At 46.0% G+C, this 16,498-nt stretch carries 15 protein-coding genes and 3 riboswitches; of the genes, 9 read left to right on the forward strand and 6 right to left on the reverse strand.

Annotation, left to right across the window (positions count from 1 at the left end; genetic code table 11):
* Positions 1 to 179 precede the first annotated feature (179 nt).
* The 3 genes from PAV_RS20595 to PAV_RS20605 all read left to right on the forward strand — a co-directional run bounded on the left by PAV_RS20595 (position 180) and on the right by PAV_RS20605 (position 2,737).
* Positions 180 to 1,151 carry an aldo/keto reductase gene (locus PAV_RS20595; RefSeq protein ID WP_005549517.1) on the forward strand — a complete coding sequence of 324 codons (972 nt, stop codon included), beginning with the start codon at positions 180 to 182 and terminating at the stop codon, positions 1,149 to 1,151.
* A 247-nt stretch (positions 1,152 to 1,398) separates the two neighbouring features.
* Entirely contained in the window at positions 1,399 to 2,133 is a 735-nt protein-coding gene (locus tag PAV_RS20600; RefSeq protein ID WP_005549519.1) for an MBL fold metallo-hydrolase, read from the forward strand.
* A gap of 301 nt (positions 2,134 to 2,434) precedes the next feature.
* Positions 2,435 to 2,737, forward strand: a complete 303-nt coding sequence (locus PAV_RS20605) for a DUF5316 family protein (protein WP_005549521.1) — start codon at positions 2,435 to 2,437, stop codon at positions 2,735 to 2,737.
* A 126-nt stretch (positions 2,738 to 2,863) separates the two neighbouring features.
* On the opposite strand, the gene PAV_RS20610 is transcribed toward PAV_RS20605, so the two are convergent.
* The 3 genes from PAV_RS20610 to gcvH form a co-directional block, all read right to left on the reverse strand.
* Entirely contained in the window at positions 2,864 to 3,457 is a 594-nt protein-coding gene (locus PAV_RS20610) for a GNAT family N-acetyltransferase (protein ID WP_005549523.1), read from the reverse strand.
* Entirely contained in the window at positions 3,417 to 4,277 is an 861-nt protein-coding gene (murI, locus tag PAV_RS20615) for a glutamate racemase (RefSeq protein WP_157267058.1), read from the reverse strand. Before murI ends, PAV_RS20610 begins: the two co-directional genes overlap by 41 nt.
* Before the next feature lie 152 nt (positions 4,278 to 4,429).
* Positions 4,430 to 4,819, reverse strand: a complete 390-nt coding sequence (gene gcvH / locus PAV_RS20620; RefSeq protein ID WP_040736355.1) for a glycine cleavage system protein GcvH — start codon at positions 4,817 to 4,819, stop codon at positions 4,430 to 4,432.
* A gap of 187 nt (positions 4,820 to 5,006) precedes the next feature.
* Positions 5,007 to 5,115, reverse strand: a riboswitch (glycine riboswitch).
* A 163-nt stretch (positions 5,116 to 5,278) separates the two neighbouring features.
* Positions 5,279 to 5,373, forward strand: a riboswitch (glycine riboswitch).
* Positions 5,374 to 5,376: 3 nt separating this feature from the next.
* Positions 5,377 to 5,500: riboswitch (glycine riboswitch) on the forward strand.
* Positions 5,501 to 5,598: 98 nt separating this feature from the next.
* Between gcvH and gcvT the strand changes: the two genes are divergently transcribed.
* From gcvT to gcvPB, 3 genes are read left to right on the forward strand one after another with little or no spacing between them, the layout of a single operon-like run.
* Entirely contained in the window at positions 5,599 to 6,726 is a 1,128-nt protein-coding gene (gcvT, locus tag PAV_RS20630) for a glycine cleavage system aminomethyltransferase GcvT (protein ID WP_005549527.1), read from the forward strand.
* The gene (gene gcvPA, locus PAV_RS20635) at positions 6,723 to 8,078 is read left to right on the forward strand and encodes an aminomethyl-transferring glycine dehydrogenase subunit GcvPA (RefSeq protein WP_005549528.1); all 1,356 of its coding nucleotides are present in this window, start codon (positions 6,723 to 6,725) and stop codon (positions 8,076 to 8,078) included. The genes gcvT and gcvPA overlap by 4 nt, the downstream gene beginning before the upstream one ends.
* Complete coding sequence (gene gcvPB / locus PAV_RS20640; RefSeq protein ID WP_005549530.1) at positions 8,075 to 9,532, forward strand: aminomethyl-transferring glycine dehydrogenase subunit GcvPB; 1,458 nt, start codon at positions 8,075 to 8,077, stop codon at positions 9,530 to 9,532. The genes gcvPA and gcvPB overlap by 4 nt, the downstream gene beginning before the upstream one ends.
* A gap of 107 nt (positions 9,533 to 9,639) precedes the next feature.
* On the opposite strand, the gene PAV_RS20645 is transcribed toward gcvPB, so the two are convergent.
* The 3 genes from PAV_RS20645 to PAV_RS32535 form a co-directional block, all read right to left on the reverse strand.
* On the reverse strand, positions 9,640 to 11,217 hold the full coding sequence (locus PAV_RS20645; RefSeq protein ID WP_040736453.1) for a PASTA domain-containing protein: 1,578 nt from the start codon (positions 11,215 to 11,217) through the stop codon (positions 9,640 to 9,642).
* A gap of 228 nt (positions 11,218 to 11,445) precedes the next feature.
* Positions 11,446 to 12,144: an NAD(P)H-dependent flavin oxidoreductase gene (locus PAV_RS20650; protein ID WP_238555874.1), complete on the reverse strand. Its 699-nt coding sequence runs from the start codon at positions 12,142 to 12,144 to the stop codon at positions 11,446 to 11,448.
* A gap of 500 nt (positions 12,145 to 12,644) precedes the next feature.
* Positions 12,645 to 13,103, reverse strand: coding sequence for a helix-turn-helix domain-containing protein (locus PAV_RS32535; protein ID WP_005549533.1), 459 nt, complete (start codon positions 13,101 to 13,103; stop codon positions 12,645 to 12,647).
* Between the two features lie 615 nt (positions 13,104 to 13,718).
* On the opposite strand from PAV_RS32535, the gene PAV_RS20660 reads away from it, so the two are divergent.
* The 3 genes from PAV_RS20660 (at position 13,719) to PAV_RS20670 (ending at position 16,493) form a co-directional block, all read left to right on the forward strand.
* Positions 13,719 to 14,036, forward strand: coding sequence for a hypothetical protein (locus PAV_RS20660; RefSeq protein ID WP_005549534.1), 318 nt, complete (start codon positions 13,719 to 13,721; stop codon positions 14,034 to 14,036).
* A complete protein-coding gene (locus tag PAV_RS20665; RefSeq protein ID WP_005549535.1) occupies positions 14,033 to 14,245 on the forward strand; it encodes a helix-turn-helix domain-containing protein in 213 nt (70 codons plus the stop codon). Before PAV_RS20660 ends, PAV_RS20665 begins: the two co-directional genes overlap by 4 nt.
* Positions 14,246 to 14,417: 172 nt before the next feature.
* Complete coding sequence (locus tag PAV_RS20670; RefSeq protein WP_005549537.1) at positions 14,418 to 16,493, forward strand: Mu transposase C-terminal domain-containing protein; 2,076 nt, start codon at positions 14,418 to 14,420, stop codon at positions 16,491 to 16,493.
* Positions 16,494 to 16,498: the final 5 nt, after the last annotated feature.

The following is a 16,498-nucleotide window of genomic DNA, read 5'->3' on the forward strand; positions in this document are numbered from 1 at the left end:
TCCGATTGAGAAGAACCACATTCAGGTTATTTTCCAGCAGATGCGGTTCTTAGGCGAAGAAGTGGAATCTCGTACACTACTGTAGTACACTAGTACTGTTAATCCAGAGCGATTTGGACGAACACTATAAAGCAACACGCATACGATTATCATTGACTACAACATTGGAGTGATTGCTTGTGACAACGTTACCATTGAATGAACGCGGAATTCCAGCTAGCCGTATTGTGCTTGGGTGCATGGGGATGGGTGGAAGCTGGGATGCTGAGCCGTATACGAAGGAGCATGTCAAACATGCGGAAGCCGCGGTGGAAGCTGCGCTTGAAATTGGCATTAACATGTTCGACCACGCGAATATATACGCTCGAGGAAAAGCCGAGCAAGTATTTGGCGAGGTACTGAAAGCGCAACCAGGCTTGCGCGAGAAGATCATTATTCAGTCGAAATGCGGAATTCGTTTCGCTGAAGGTGATATTCCAGGTCGCTACGATTTTTCGAAATCTCACATATTAGAAAGTGTCGACGGCATTCTTGCCCGCCTAGGCGCCGAGTATTTGGACATTTTGCTATTACACCGCCCAGACCCGCTAATGGAACCGGAGGAAGTCGGTGAAGCGTTTAATCAATTGAAAAAATCCGGCAAAGTACGGAATTTCGGCGTATCTAATATGAGTGCCGGTCAAATTCGACTCCTGCAATCATGCTGCGATGAGCCATTCGTAGCGAATCAGTTGGAAATGAGCCTTGCCCGCTTCGGCTGGCTGGATGCAGGCGTTCACGTGAATCAGGCTGCTTCTGCTGACGATACCTTCCCAGATGGAACGTTAGAGTATTGCCGAATGAATGGCATCCAAGTTCAATCCTGGGGTCCGCTTGCGCAGGGCTTGTATTCTGGACGCAAAATCGACAATGAACCCGAGTCGGTCAAAGTTACCGCCAACCTTGTTCAGAAGCTTGCTTCCCAATACAACACAACTTGCGAAGCGATTGTGTTGGCATGGTTAATGAGACACCCTGCTCAGATTCAACCTGTAATCGGCACGGTAAATCCAGACCGCATTCGCGCATGTAAAGATGCTCTTCACATCACATTGACACGTGAAGAATGGTACTCTCTCTATGTAAGCACGAGAGGCCGCATGCTGCCATAATCCTAAATTATCTTGCAATGTAGCTGCTTACTGAAGAAGCGGCATCCTTCTGGATGTCGCTTTTTTTATGCCTTGATTTTTTATAGACAATATGAAGAGTTAGTGTTTGATGCAATTTCACCCTTGACAAATATTTTTTTGTGTTATAATTGAATATTTTACAATTGATAAAAATCTCCATTCATGATAAAACAAACTATGCTTAGACATAGTGCCAAGTCTCAATCACAATGGAGGGCTATAGACAATGATCATTGCACCAGGAGTCATGATGTTAGAATTGGAATCTGAAGGTATCGGAGGAGCATTAGCGATTCACCCTACCCTTGTGTGGGATGAGCATTGTGCTGTACTAATCGATACAGGCATGCCAGGCGATTGGATTCGCATCCAGCATGCCATGCGAGAATCCGGTGTGCCGCTGGATCGTCTGCAAGCGGTTCTGCTTACCCACCAAGATCTCGATCATATCGGCAGTCTGCCTGATATTATCGCCTCCAAAAACGGATGTATCGAAGTGTTAGCTCACCAGGAGGACGCTCCCTATATAGAAGGCAAATATCCGCGCCGAGAAGCGCTGGCGAGCGTACTACCGCTGCTGCCCGAAGAACAGCGAGCTGAAGTATTGGCCATGTGCAATTTGCAGCCTTCTGCTAACGTAACACGCTTGATTGCGGATCATGATCTTCTTCCTTACTGTGGTGGAATTCGAATTATCCATACTCCTGGTCATACAGCAGGCCATGTCAGCATCTATTTGGAGCGCAGTCGCATCTTGATAGCCGCTGACGCCATGACAAGTAATAAAGGGATTTTGCACGGCCCCGTCCCGCATACGACGCTGGACATGGGAAGCGCAATCCGCTCACTAGGCAAGCTAACAAAATATCCGATTGACGCGGTTATCTGTTACCATGGCGGGCTGTCCAAACAGAACATACATCATCAGATCCTGCAATTGTCACAATCTTCGATCACGTAACCATAATAAAAGGGACATCTAACCTGCGAACTTCGCCGTTAGATGCCCTCCTATTTACTTTGAAAATCAACACATCATACACTTTTCATATTTGATAGTGTAAAAACCATTTTCTTCAACCTCACTGGTTCCTATTCTGACTATAGATGGTTCTATCTCCTCAATAAACCTCCTAGTCCGTTATCTGCAATTCGATCGTAGTTTTACGATTGAACATTATGCTCAATTATTTTGATCTAACTTTCACATGAATCAATTGTCATGTATAATTGGGTAATAATGGGGTAAATGGAGGTGTATCATGATCGCACGGCGACTCGCAATTGGTCTCATTTTCGTTATTCTCACTGTATTGTATACATCTATTTGGCAAGGCGGAGATGCCCATATCCTATTCAACATTAACTGCTATTTCGGTTTGGGGCTTTGGGCAGTTGGTTCACTCTTTACTGGCGCATTCAATGATAACACGAAGCTTCGATTTAATATGGGCCATATCCCTGACGAAGACCATCGAAGAAATTTTAAATTTAGCGGCACAATGTTTGTAACGGGGCTGCCGAGTATCGTAACATGTATTTTCATCTATGTTGTTGTTCTATAATACGATACGCTCTAACCAGCATTAAATAAGAAAAGAGGATGATTGCCAATTCAATGCGGGCACATCCTCTCCATGTACTATGGATATTCCATTTGCTTCGATCAATACAATTAATAGTGTTATAACTTATACATATACCTGATTCAAAAATTGCTCGAGCCTTTCTTTCACCTGGGGCCATTCCTCATCAACAATGCTGTACACATTAGAATCACGAATATACCCGTCCTCCATCACCCGATGACGCCGCAATCTCCCTTCAAGCACGGCTCCTAACCGTTGGATTGCCCGATTTGAGCGTTCATTGCGTACATCCGCCGTCAGCTGAACACGAATCGTATGTATCTGTTCGAAGCAATATTGCAGAAGCAAATATTTGCACTCGGTATTGATGCGGGTACGCCATACTGATGGATGATACCATGTACCGCCAATTTCAGCGTAGCGATGCAAGACGGACATATTCATAATTCTCGTTGCACCAATTATTCGCCCAGTAAGCTGATCAATGACAACGAATGGATACTCGATCCCCTTCTCACGGTTCAGAACAGCATCATGAATCGTCCGTTCTGCATCTGCAAGACTGCGGATCGTGCGCGGCAAGTAATGCCATATATCTGGATGAGACGCTGCTTCATATAAATCTTCCGTATGTTCAGGAAGCATAGGGATCAGCTTAGTACTGCTCCCCGTCAGCTCGAACAATTGACTGTTCATTCGTATCCATTCCCCCGAAGGTCTGATAGGTATGAAGTGCAATCTGCAACTTATTTATGTACTGTTGATCATGACTCGAACACATAAATTGAATTGTTGGGCTTGTTGTCTGATCTGATTGCTGATTCAACTGCTTCTCTTGCAACACTTGGGCTAACCGCTGCACTGTGCCTTGACTCCCGTCAATGAGCTGGATATGATCAGGGACTATTTCTCTCAAAATGTGCTTATAATAGGGGTAGTGCGTACACCCTAACACAATTGTACCGTACTGACTCAAGTCAATCCCAGCAAGCTTCTGTGCAAAGAAGTCTCCTATCACTCCCTTATCAAAGTTTAATTGCTCGCAATATTCTACCAATTCCGGCAAAGGAATCGAATCAACAATATGTTCCTCATCAAGACGAGTGACCAGTGTATGGTATTTGTCTTGGCTTAACGTTAAGGCTGTTGCAAATACAAGTACACGCTTGCCGTTATTGCGATTCATTTCTACTGCCGGCTTGACTGCGGGCTCCATGCCGATAATCGGAATATTGTAATTCCGCCGCAATTCAGATGCTGCGATACTCGTTGCCGTATTGCACGCGATTACAAGCGCCTTCACATGATGCTGCATGATTTCCTCAACAGCAGATTGCACATGACGCATCACTTCCTGCTGCGACTTTGTCCCATATGGAACATGAAGCGTGTCTGCATAAAACAAATATTGCTCTTGTGGCAGCTGCTTCATAGCCTCAGCCAATACCGTAATACCACCCATTCCCGAATCAAAAAAGCGATTGTCATTCCACTCACCTAGCATTCTATTTAGCATTGTAACGTCTGGTTGTCGATGCTTCTATTGTACTCTTTTTCGGCGGCGAATCCTATCGAAACTTCTCACTTTGTGGATGAAAAAAACCTGCTGCACCAGCATTATACCGATACAGCAGGTTCTACGTACACAACCCATTGATCCTTCTATTATTAGTCAATCAGCTTCGCATATTGCTCAGCATTCAGCAGATGCTTCACTGCTTCCGCAGCGCTGCCTTCCACTTCAACTTCCGCAATCCAGCCGTCTCCGTATGGACTGCTGTTCACAAGCTCTGGCGACGCTTCCAATTCATCATTTACCTTCGTAATCGTTCCAGATACCGGACAGTACAACTCAGATACGGTCTTCACAGACTCAATGGAGCCCATGCTGTCCCCCGCGGACAAGCTGGTTCCTACTGAAGGAAACTCGATGAATACAATGTCTCCCAGTTGAGCCTGCGCATGATCTGTAATGCCAACTCGTACTGTATTGCCTTCTATGGCGATTACCCATTCATGCTCTTCACTGTACAGCAATCCATCCTTCACTTCACTCATGTCAACGCCCCATTTCATTCATAATGTCATTCATTAGGCCGTCTATCCATTAGAGATCATTAAAATGGGCAGAGAGCGGCCTAGCGCCTTGTTCTCTGTCCTCGGTACCTGAGAGATCCCGTTCCAGCACAATAGTGGCAGAACTTACCCCTTTGGTGGCAACTAAATATGCACTCTCCAGAGCTGCGTCAGAATGGCGGTTATTGTACCTGAGAGATTCATTGCCAATCGGCAGCTGGCAACTTGCTCCTTCGGTGTTGACAATCATCATTGTCAAACTCTCCCGACCTTCCTCGTTCGCAATTACGATTTCATTTGGGTAATTATAACAACCTTAGATTATTGCAAGATACGTACGATTGTCAATATGACAAGCAGTGAAATCGAATGTGAAGAAAATATCAATTGACAAAGTGTGGAAGGCTCAACTAATGTAGAGATGACAGTTGAAAATGGCGAATGATGGTAAAGGGAGAGACTGCTGAGACATAGCAGCGCCGAAGGAGTAAGCCGTAAGACGTGAATCTCTCAGGCAAAAGGACTTTTACCGGACGCATCTCTGGAGAGCACTGTAATTCACCAGATCGAATACAGTCACCCAAGGGGAAAGCCGATGATACATGCGGAAGCAGACGAATCGTTTGCAGCATTCGGCGACACTCTCAGGTACAAAGGACAGAGCGAGAGACGAAGAGGATAACACATCCACTTTTCTTTCGGCTGTCCTTTTTTGTTCGCATACCAATGGTTTGTCCAAATAAGCGTATCGAGGTGATTTCATGAGTCAATTGAAGAGAACGCCAATATTCGATCAATATTCAACATTTCCCGGTGCACGCTGCATTGACTTCGGCGGCTGGGAGCTTCCTGTTCAATTTATCGGTATTCAGCGGGAGCATGAAGCTGTGCGCACACAGGCAGGCTTGTTCGATGTTTCCCATATGGGTGAGTTTATCGTTAGCGGCCCGGCTTCCCTAACGTTTCTTCAACAGATGACAACGAATGATGTATCGCGGCTTGAGGACGGGAAAGCACAATATACGCTGATGTGCTACCCTGACGGAGGAGTCGTCGATGATATTCTCATCTATCGGATGAAGAGTGACCGATATATGCTTGTTGTCAATGCCTCCAACATCGACAAAGACTATGCATGGCTGCAGAAGCATTTGATTCATGGCGTGACCTTGACAAATGTATCGAACCGCACGGCACTGATCGCCCTTCAAGGGCCGAATGCCCAAGCTATTCTCTCTACCGTATCAGAAGTGCCTGTTGATTCGCTTGCACCTTTTCATTTCCTAACGGATGCACAAGTATGCGGCGTGTCAACTCTTCTATCCCGCTCTGGCTATACGGGCGAGGATGGATTCGAGCTCTATTTGTCCGCAGAAGATGCTCCGGGGGTATGGGCTGAACTGCTTCGTGCCGGTGAATCATTCGGCTTGCTGCCAGCAGGGCTGGGGGCAAGAGACACGCTGCGCTTCGAGGCACGTCTGCCGCTCTATGGACAAGAAATTACCGCTGATATCTCACCGCTTGAAGCTGGACTCGGACGATTCGTCAAGCTGGATAAAGGCGACTTCATTGGCCGTGTTGCACTTACGAAGCAAAAAGCTGATGGCCCAGCAAGGAAGCTGGTAGGAATTGAAATGATTGATAAAGGCATTCCCCGCTCTCATTATCCGGTGCTTGCCAACGGGCGCGTAATTGGTGAGGTCACAACTGGCACGCAGTCGCCAACATTGAAGCGCAATTTAGGACTTGCCTTAATTGAAACCGCTTTTTCAGAACTCGATACCGAGGTTATGGTAGAAATTCGCGGCAAACAGTTGAAAGCCCGCGTTGTCCCTACCCCATTTTATAAACGAAATCCGATCCCTGCCAAAGGAGCGAATCCATCATGAAGCATCGTTACATTCCAATGACGGAGCAAGATCAAGCCGACATGCTGCAGCAGATTGGCATCTCTTCCATGGAAGATCTGTTCCGCGATATACCAGCATCCATTCGTTACAATGGTGTGCTTCCTATGTCCGATCCACTAGATGAAGCAGCCATGATGAAGCATATGAAGCAGTTGGCTTCTCGCAACGCAGACAATGAGAGCCACACCAGCTTCCTTGGCGCAGGAATATACGACCATCATATACCGGTTGTCATTCAGCATCTGGTCTCCAGATCTGAATTTTATACCGCATACACGCCTTATCAGCCTGAAATCAGTCAGGGTGAGCTGCAAGCAATCTTTGAATTTCAGTCCTATATTTGCGAATTGACAGGCATGGCTGTTGCCAATGCAAGCATGTATGATGGCGCAACAGCAATGGCCGAAGCAGGAGCACTTGCTGTAGGCGCAACGAAGCGCAAGCAGATCGTCATATCGAGCACCGTACACCCAGAGGCAAGACAAATTGTTCGCACGATGGCACGAGGACTGAATGTTGAAGTGGTCGAGATCGGTTATAAAGACGGCGTAACTGACCTTGCACAACTTGAGCATGCAGTCACGAACGAGACTGCTGCCGTACTTATTCAGTCACCGAATTTCTTTGGCTGCATCGAAGATATCCGTGCAATCGAACCAATTGCACATGCGCACAAAGGTTTGCTCGTAATGAGTACGAACCCGCTAAGCCTTGCTCTTTTAGAGAGCCCTGGCAAGCTCGGTGTCGATGTATGCGTCGGAGATGCGCAGCCTCTTGGTATTGCACCTTCATTCGGCGGGCCAACATGCGGTTTCTTTGCGGTAGCAGAACCGTATATGCGGCGAATTCCTGGAAGGATTGTTGGTCTGACCAAAGACTTGGATGGCAAGCGCGGCTTTGTCCTCACGCTTCAAGCAAGAGAGCAGCATATTCGTCGCGAGAAGGCGACATCCAACATTTGCTCGAACCAAGCGCTGCTTGCACTTGCCGCTTCGATATACATGTCCGTTATGGGCAAAAAGGGAATGCAAGAGGTAGCGAAGCTGAATATACAGAAGTCTCATTATGCTTCTGCCCAAATCAACAGCAAACAGCAGCTTTCATTAGCTTTCCAAGCACCTTACTTCAATGAATTCGTAGTCCGTCTTCCAGAAGGAACCGATATGGATCGCCTGCACGGGCTGCTCCTTGACAAAGGATTTATCGGCGGCTTGGATCTGGGCCGCTTCTATCCTGAGCTTGCGGGACATATGCTCATTGCCGTTACAGAGAAAAAGTCCAAATCGGACATCGAACAATTTATCGACCTGCTGGAGGTGAGCTGCGTATGAAACCGGATCAAGCGCTAATTTTTGAACTAAGTCATCCTGGCCGCACTGCCTATTCCTTACCGGAATGTGACGTTCCGGAAATCAAGCTTCAAGAACTCATTCCTGCTTCAATGCTGCGCAGTCAGGAGCCTGAGCTGCCTGAAGTATATGAAGTTGATGTGATCAGACATTACACAGCCTTATCACGCCGCAACTTTGGCGTAGATAATGGTTTCTATCCGCTCGGCTCTTGCACAATGAAATATAACCCAAAAATTAACGAGGATGCGGCAAGACTGACTGGACTCGCAGCCATTCATCCTTATCAGCCTATCAACACGGTACAAGGCGCATTGGAGCTCATGTATACGCTGCAGGAGGATCTTGCTGCGCTGACAGGCATGGATAAGGTTACGCTGCAGCCTGCGGCAGGCGCTCATGGCGAATGGACGGGATTAATGATGATTCGCGCCTACCATGAAAGCCGTGGCGAGCAGCGGACGAAGGTAATCGTACCTGATTCTTCGCATGGGACGAACCCAGCAAGCGCAACCGTGGCCGGCTTAGATACAATTACAATACCATCCAATGAACAAGGATTGGTTGATCTGGATGCGCTCAGAGCAGCTGTCGGGCCTGATACGGCAGCGCTAATGCTAACGAACCCGAGTACACTTGGATTGTTCGAGGAGCATATTGTCGAGATCGCAAGCATCGTGCATGAAGCAGGAGGGTTGCTGTATTACGATGGCGCCAACTCGAATGCGATTATGGGAATTACGCGGCCTGGAGACATGGGCTTCGATGTCGTCCATTTGAATTTGCATAAGACGATGAGCACCCCGCATGGAGGCGGCGGCCCTGGCGCTGGCCCTGTAGGCGTGAAGAGCAAGCTGATTCCATTCCTCCCATCCCCAACGGTGATGAAACTTGAGGATGGCTCATACGACTTCGATCATGGTTCACCATTGTCGATTGGACGGGTTAAGGCCTATAATGGGAACTTCGGTATCCTCTTGCGTGCTTATGTCTATATTCGCACTTATGGCCCAGAAGGTCTGCGCCGTGTATCCGAATGCGCCGTGCTGAATGCCAACTACATGATGCACCGTCTATCTCCTTATTACGATATTCCATATCCAGGCGTGTGCAAGCACGAATTTGTCATGTCCGGCAAAGGATTGAAGCAATATGGCATTCGTACGCTCGATGTTGCCAAGCGCCTTCTCGACTTCGGTTTCCATCCGCCAACCATCTACTTCCCGCTTAATGTAGAGGAATGCATGATGATTGAGCCTACGGAGACAGAAAGCAAGCAGACACTGGATCGCTTCATTGATGTTATGATTCAAATTGCACAGGAAGCGAAGGAGCAGCCTGAGCTGCTGTTGAATGCTCCTCATTATACGGATGTAAAACGATTGGATGAAACACAAGCAGCACGAAAGCCAGTATTGAACTGCGCGTGTAATTAACTAGCAGCGTGACCAATATACAAATGCCCCGAGCGCCTGCCGACAATTCGGTACGGCCACTCGGGGCATTTCTTCATTAGATGAAATCTATCTCATGATCTTTCCGGTTATTTCTTCGCTCGGCTAACATAGAATTTAATCTTGTCACCCTTCTTCGCAGCACCACCAGCAGGAACATCTTGCTTAAATACTTTACCTGCTTCCTGCTCATCAGTGTTCTCGAGGACGTACTCATATTTCAAGCCGCTTGCGAGAATTTGCTTCTCTGCATCTTCTTTCGACAGCCCTACTAGATTAGGAACAGCAACCTCACCGGACTTCGGTGGTTCGGTTGTCTGATTCGTGTTCGGATCTGGCTGTTGGCCCTCAGGATGCTGCCCATCCACAGGAGGCGTCGTCGGATCCGTCGTTGTTCCTGTCTGACCATCCTGGGTACCGTTATTCGTAGTTCCCGAATCCGTTGAATGATCATCAGGTTTATTCTCTTGTGTTGTATTTGGCGGAGTTACACTCGAATTATTTGAGTTGGAATCCCGATCACGGTCTTGATTCCTCCGATCCGAGTCATCCGACTCTGTCTCGCGTTCCTGATCCGAATTGTCATTGGATGAGCTGTTGTCAGTTGCGGGCGGTTCTGTAACGTTCGTCGAAGTTCCCGAATCATTTTGGCTCGCATCTGAACCTGATCCCGGCTCCGTTGCGGGATTCCCCGTTACGGCCTGGTTGTTGGATTCCGCAACTGAATCAGTCACTGCCACATCATTCGCTTTTGAGAGCGAGTTCGCCCACATGACCGCACCGCCCAATACACAAATAAACACGGCTGCACAGGCGATGATCAGCATCATCTTCTTGCGGCCCACATTTTCCGAGCCGTCTGCCTCATAAGGTGCCGCTTCCTCTTCTTCCGTCTCCTCTTCCGCCATACTGAGCAGTTCCGGATCCACTTTAGGGACAGGCGGTGTATAAATGCCTCCAATTGTCTTCACCGGTATATTCGGAGAGTCCATAATCTCGCGAAGCGTAAGCATGAAGGAGAACGATGAGCTCTCTCCCAAATATACACTCTGTACAAGGGACAACAATGCTTCCTTCTGACCAGGCGACAACTCCTTCAATGCGCCGGCCAAACGCGCCTCGTACATTTCATAATACTGTGGCACATTCAGATGGAGGGTACTTAATTGATACAGCAAATAACATAATCCCAATGTACCGTATCGTTCTGTAGCCGCAGTCGACCAATAATTCATCACTAGCACTTGATGATCTTCCGTAATCCACAAGTTATCGACGGATACCGAGAAGTTCGTAATATTTGATTCCAGCGCATCTTGAACCGCCTTGCCAACTTCATAAACCAACGACAGCGTCTTCGTCGCACTCAATGCGTGATGCTGTATGTACTTTGCAAGCGGCATTCCATTGTAAGATGTGAATACAACAAAGAAATCACTGCCGGATGTGCCGGCATTCAACATATGGAAAAATCGATTATTTGAAAAATGCGAGATTTGGCCAAACGCCTTCTTGCATTGTTCAGCCTTATCCAGCCCTTTATTTTCTACTAAATATATAAATACGTCTCTCTTTAGTGATAAATCTATTGCTTCATATAATATTCCATCAGCCAGATGCAAAATGACTTTGCATAATTGATAACGTTCTCCAATGTAAGCACTCATATGTCTTGCTCCTCCGCGATTCATGCTCGTAGCCCAACGCTGAACGTTGAGCTCTCCTAAGCCATTATGAAGGAATTTTTGATTTTTTGCAAAACTTGCATTAACGAAACTTTGTATGGCTATTTGCCGATTCCTTACACTTATGCCGATATTGCTTAATCTCCCGCATTTTCGCAAATTTTTCAGCATATTTTCGTCCATTATTTTCATATTACATGCGTACAATTTTTATTCCATTTTCATCGCGTTCACAACCAATCTCCATTGCTTTACCAACTGCTCCATCTTATCACCTGCACCTGTAATTTCCCCCATTCGGGCAGCTTGCCCTGCCCATAACGACATATATTGAGGATCACTGTTACGTGCGGCTGCCTGTCTAACACTCCTCGTCAACTCATTCATAATTGGATATGCTGGAATGGAAGCTAAACACGACTCCAATCTATGAATTAGTTCATTGCGTATACCTCTGGCAGGTTTGCCTGAAATGGTTTTCGTAATAACTGTACTGCGTTCGTCAGAAGAACAAATCGCTTCTTGATAGGCAGGATGTACGCCGCTTTCCTTGCACAGTAGGAATGCACTACCTAATTGGGCTGCTTGTGCTCCGAGAGCCATAACAGCAGCAATCCCCCGCCCGTCCATGATCCCACCTGCAGCAATAACAGGTGTTGCTACATGATCGACGATTAGCGGCACTAACGCTAATGTCCCAACTAAGGAAGAATGGGGATCCCCCGCAAATGTCCCACGATGGCCCCCTGCCTCACTGCCCTGTGCCACAATCATATCAACTCCTGCAGCTTCAAGACTAACCGCTTCTTCAACATGGGTTGCCGTCCCTATTAAAACAATGTGTACTCTCTCAGAATAAATGACAAAGATATAAGGGACAAAAAAGAACCGAGAAAACGTGGGAAACACCGATATGACTAGGGATTAGGTGGGATTGAATCAAAATAAGTGTGACAGAGATGATGAGTATAGAAAAAATCGGTCAGATAGTGTGAAAAAAATCAAAAAAAGCGCGGAAGCCTTGCTCCACAAAGGTTGTCGGCGTTTTTTTGTGTTGTATCGCAATTAATACCACAGACAGGATGCTATAACCGGGTATGTAACGTTATAACGAGCGTTACTTATTCGTTATTCAGTGTTACGTCAGGTGTGATAAAATCGCGAAAACCTATTGCGGCAAGGCTTCGGAGATTAACGATGGGATTGTTCTCGCGTTATTGGAAATCAAAATGACGACCAAAAATAACAAAAATAGCTTGTGGAGCAAAGGGACATTCTGGACAAAATTAATAAAACGTGTCCCATTGAAGTCGTGGCGCGGATTAGAGTGATTTTTGTACTACGAAAATTATTAATAAGCAAAGGGACAAAAAAGATAGAAAAATCTATCTATCATTTAGGGCGAAAAATTAAGCCAGCTTAGCTGCTGCCTCTTCTCTTCCGTCTCCATTCGTCAAGGTTTGTGATTTCAGTTGTTTACTGGAGCTGACAGATTTCTTTCCTGTCAGTTCTAGTAAAACCTCGATGCGTTCTTCCAGTTTCCACTTTTCTTTTTGCCCCAGTTGATGAAACTTAGCCAACAGATCAATATCTTCAGATGAAATACTACAAGCACTCTGCTGAGAACTTAGGTTTTCATTTGTGGTAATCCCTTCACCCGTAAGAAGCCATTCCATAGGTACAGATAAGAATTTTGCGAGTTGATATAACTCTGTTGTATTCGGGAGCCTTTTTCCATTGACGTAATTGCTCATTGTGGTCTTTGAAAAGCCTGTTGCGCTGTATACATCTTTTTGAGTGAGCTTCAATTCTTTCATCCTTAGAGTGATTCTTTCTCCAACTCCTGTAAAAGTAAGGTTTTCTTTCAAGGTAACGCACCTCCTATTAGTTAAACAAATGAGAATATCTCAGGCATTAATTACCTCGAATGAGGAAATAATCATTGACATAGTTCACAATTGTGGTAATATGATAGATAGATAGAAAATCCTATCAAAAGATTACCACACATTACGAGTCGAAAACAGACGAAAACTCTGGAAGTTAAAACTAAATATGCAAGACCATATCTCCCAGTCTACGATTGAGGGAATCAGCACAATAGTGCCTTTGGATGAAGTCGAAACTGAATATGCAATGCCATACCCCTCAGTTCACGATTGAGGGAATCGGCACAATAGTGCCTTTGGATGAAGTCGAAACTGAATATGCAATGCCATACCCCTCAGTTCACGATTGAGGGAATCGGCACAATAGTGCCTTTGGATGAAGTCAAAACTGAATATGCAATGCCATATCCCTCGGTTCACGATTGAGGGAATCGGCACAATAGTGCCTTTGAATGAAGTCACAACTAAATATGCAAGACCATATCTCTCAGTTCACGATTGAGGGAATTAGCACAATAGTGCCTTTAGATGAAGTCAAAACTGAATATACAAAGATATGTGGATTTACATTTTACGAGGAAAGGAGGAAAAAACTTGAGTACAAGATTAAGCAATACGTTAAAGGAGCAGATGGAATCCACAAATTTGATTGCACGTGAACTACTAGGAAATGTGAATTTTGATGCCACTGGAAATGAAGTCATTGTAACCGCGGCACAAGAGAGCGCCCTCGACACTTATGGAGACATGTTGGAAGCTCATGAACATGAACTTATTGAACAATTGCATCGTGTCGTGGTGGAGTACAGTGCAAAAATTGCTGCTAATCGTAATCTGCAACGCTTAATCGGTCGAGAAGTTGGTAGACGTGAAGTTCTCAGAGAACGAATTGAAGCAGGTGAAGACATATGAAGAAACGACAACTATCGCCACTCGGCGTCATCATCAAAACTAGACTCATGGAAATGGGGAAAACGCAGTATCAGCTTGCTTGCGAAATTGGAACAAGCAGTAATTATATCTACCTGATCTTGGTTGGGGAGCGTTCAGGGAAAACGTACATACCGAAAATTGCCGAAGCTCTCGGAATGGATTCCCATGAGCTCAGTCGAACAGCCTAGAGTTATTTATGGAGAAACGCAGACATACAAGGAGGATATTACTCGATGGGGTTGATAAAACAACAAGAGAGCGTCCCACCCTTCCACGGTAGACGCCCTCATTTAATCCCATTATGAACATTAACTCCTTCATTGTAGCATGAACGCGTTCGCTTGGGAAGGAGGAACAAACTTGTCGGAAATATACATCACCCTACAAGAAGCTGCCGGATTTGAAGGCATGAGCTACGAAGCAATCAAGAAAAAAGCACAGCGATCTCCAGAAGCATTCAATGCTAAGAAGGAAGCCACGGAGAATGGTGGTAAAGAACGTGTACTTGTTGCCCTGTCTACGCTTAGCAAGAAGGCCCAACAAGCATATAAGCATGTCATAGGTATTGACGGAGCAGATATGGTCATCAATGAACATGTTAATGAAAAAGAAATTCCGTGGTACGTCGATGTCGATCCTGCCCAGTACATTGATAAATATAGCAATTCATATTATGAGGCGGTTGAGTTAACGAAGGTTATTCGTGAGTTTTTAAATTACAGCGACCGTGATCGTACTGAATTCGCTGCTAATATTGCTGAAGCAAACGGCATGAGTCAACGAACTCTTTACCGGCATTCCCAAAGCTATTTAGAAGCGAGTGCTTGGGCGCTAAAGATGAGCAAACAAGATGGAAAGGACTATGACTTTTTTAAGGTGCTGGCGCTCTGTCGAAAGCCCAAACAGAAGCATACTTTTCCTTCGCTTACACCCGAGGTAAGAGCATTCATAGAAAACCTGTGGTTTGAACCAGTATTCGCAAGTAACAACGGAACGATTGAAATGTTATACGGAAAACTCATGAAGATAGGATCAATGAACTGTTGGGACATCCCATCATACCCAACAGTTGCTCGATATATTGGATATTTGATGGATGTGAAGCGCGGCAAAAATGCCCGGTTACTAGCTGGAAAAGGGATGCGTGAATTCAAAAATCAGCGAATGGTAAAAGCGTCACGCAACATTAAGGCATTGCCGGTTATGGGGCTTGTACAAGGTGACGAGCATACATTCGATGTTTGGGTGAAGTATACCTACCCGAACGGAAAATCCAAGGCGATTCGTCCTCAACTCGTTGCCTGGCTCGATACCCGCAGCCGCTGCATCGTTGGTGACGTCATTTGTGTCAAAGCGAACTCGCAAGTCTTGAAGCAATCATTACTGAACATGATTTATGGAGAAATTGGCGGCGTTCCTGAATGGTTGTTAATTGATAATGGGAAAGATTACACGGCTGAAGCAATGACCGGACGCAAACGTAATGAGCGCGTCAGCTTTGACAGTGAAACGAAAGGCTTCTACCGTAGCATCGGCATCAAGGATGACATGCGAAGCCTCCCATATCAGCCTTGGTCGAAGGCACAAATTGAACGTTTTTTCGGTACTTTGATCAGTAAGTTTGAAAAATGGCTCGGTAGCTACACGGGTACGCTCACTGGTTCCAAGACAGCAGCCAAGGTCAATAAGGATATTCCGAAGATGCTGGAACGTGATGAACTATTGACACTCGATGAGTTCTATAGCCTTTGGTGCGAGTGGCGCGACGAGTATCACCGTACATATCACAGTGGACTGAAGGAACAAGGCGACAAGTGGCGTACGCCACTAGGGGTATTCCAGCTAGCAGAACGTTATGAGAAAGCGCCGCCGCCGAAGTCATACGCAACCATCTTGATGATGAAAGCTGAGCGTGTACTGGTTCGGAACATCGGAATTAAGAAGTTCGGTTATGAATATCGCGCTGATGAGCTCTGTCATTATATCGGTGACAAGGTAGATATCAAATGGGATCAGAACGATGTGACCAAGCTCTATGTATATACAACGGATGGGGACAAAATTTGTGAAGCATTCAGCCAAGAATTACTGCTCATTGCCCCGAAGATGCCTCAAAAGGCACTGGAAGATCACTTGAAGATGCAGAAGCGTCAGCTACGGCAGACAAAGGACGAACTGGCGTACTACACAACGCCGCTTGAAGAACGCGATCCGCAATATCAGGGCTATGGCAATGATGTGGCTGGTTTTATCTTCAAGAACGATACTCCAACACAGAAGCAAGGCTCTTCGAAGCTGGTCGCATTACCGGATGACAAACAGTTCAAGGACGAACTTCGTTCTCGAAAGACGATAAAGGCAAGTAGTAACGAAACAGATGACTTCCTACAGAAGCAAGCGGAGAAAGCCCTCGCAGAGCTTCGCAAACTTGGATAATGAGG

This window comes from Paenibacillus alvei DSM 29 (genome assembly GCF_000293805.1).
Lineage (GTDB): Bacteria > Bacillota > Bacilli > Paenibacillales > Paenibacillaceae > Paenibacillus_B > Paenibacillus_B alvei.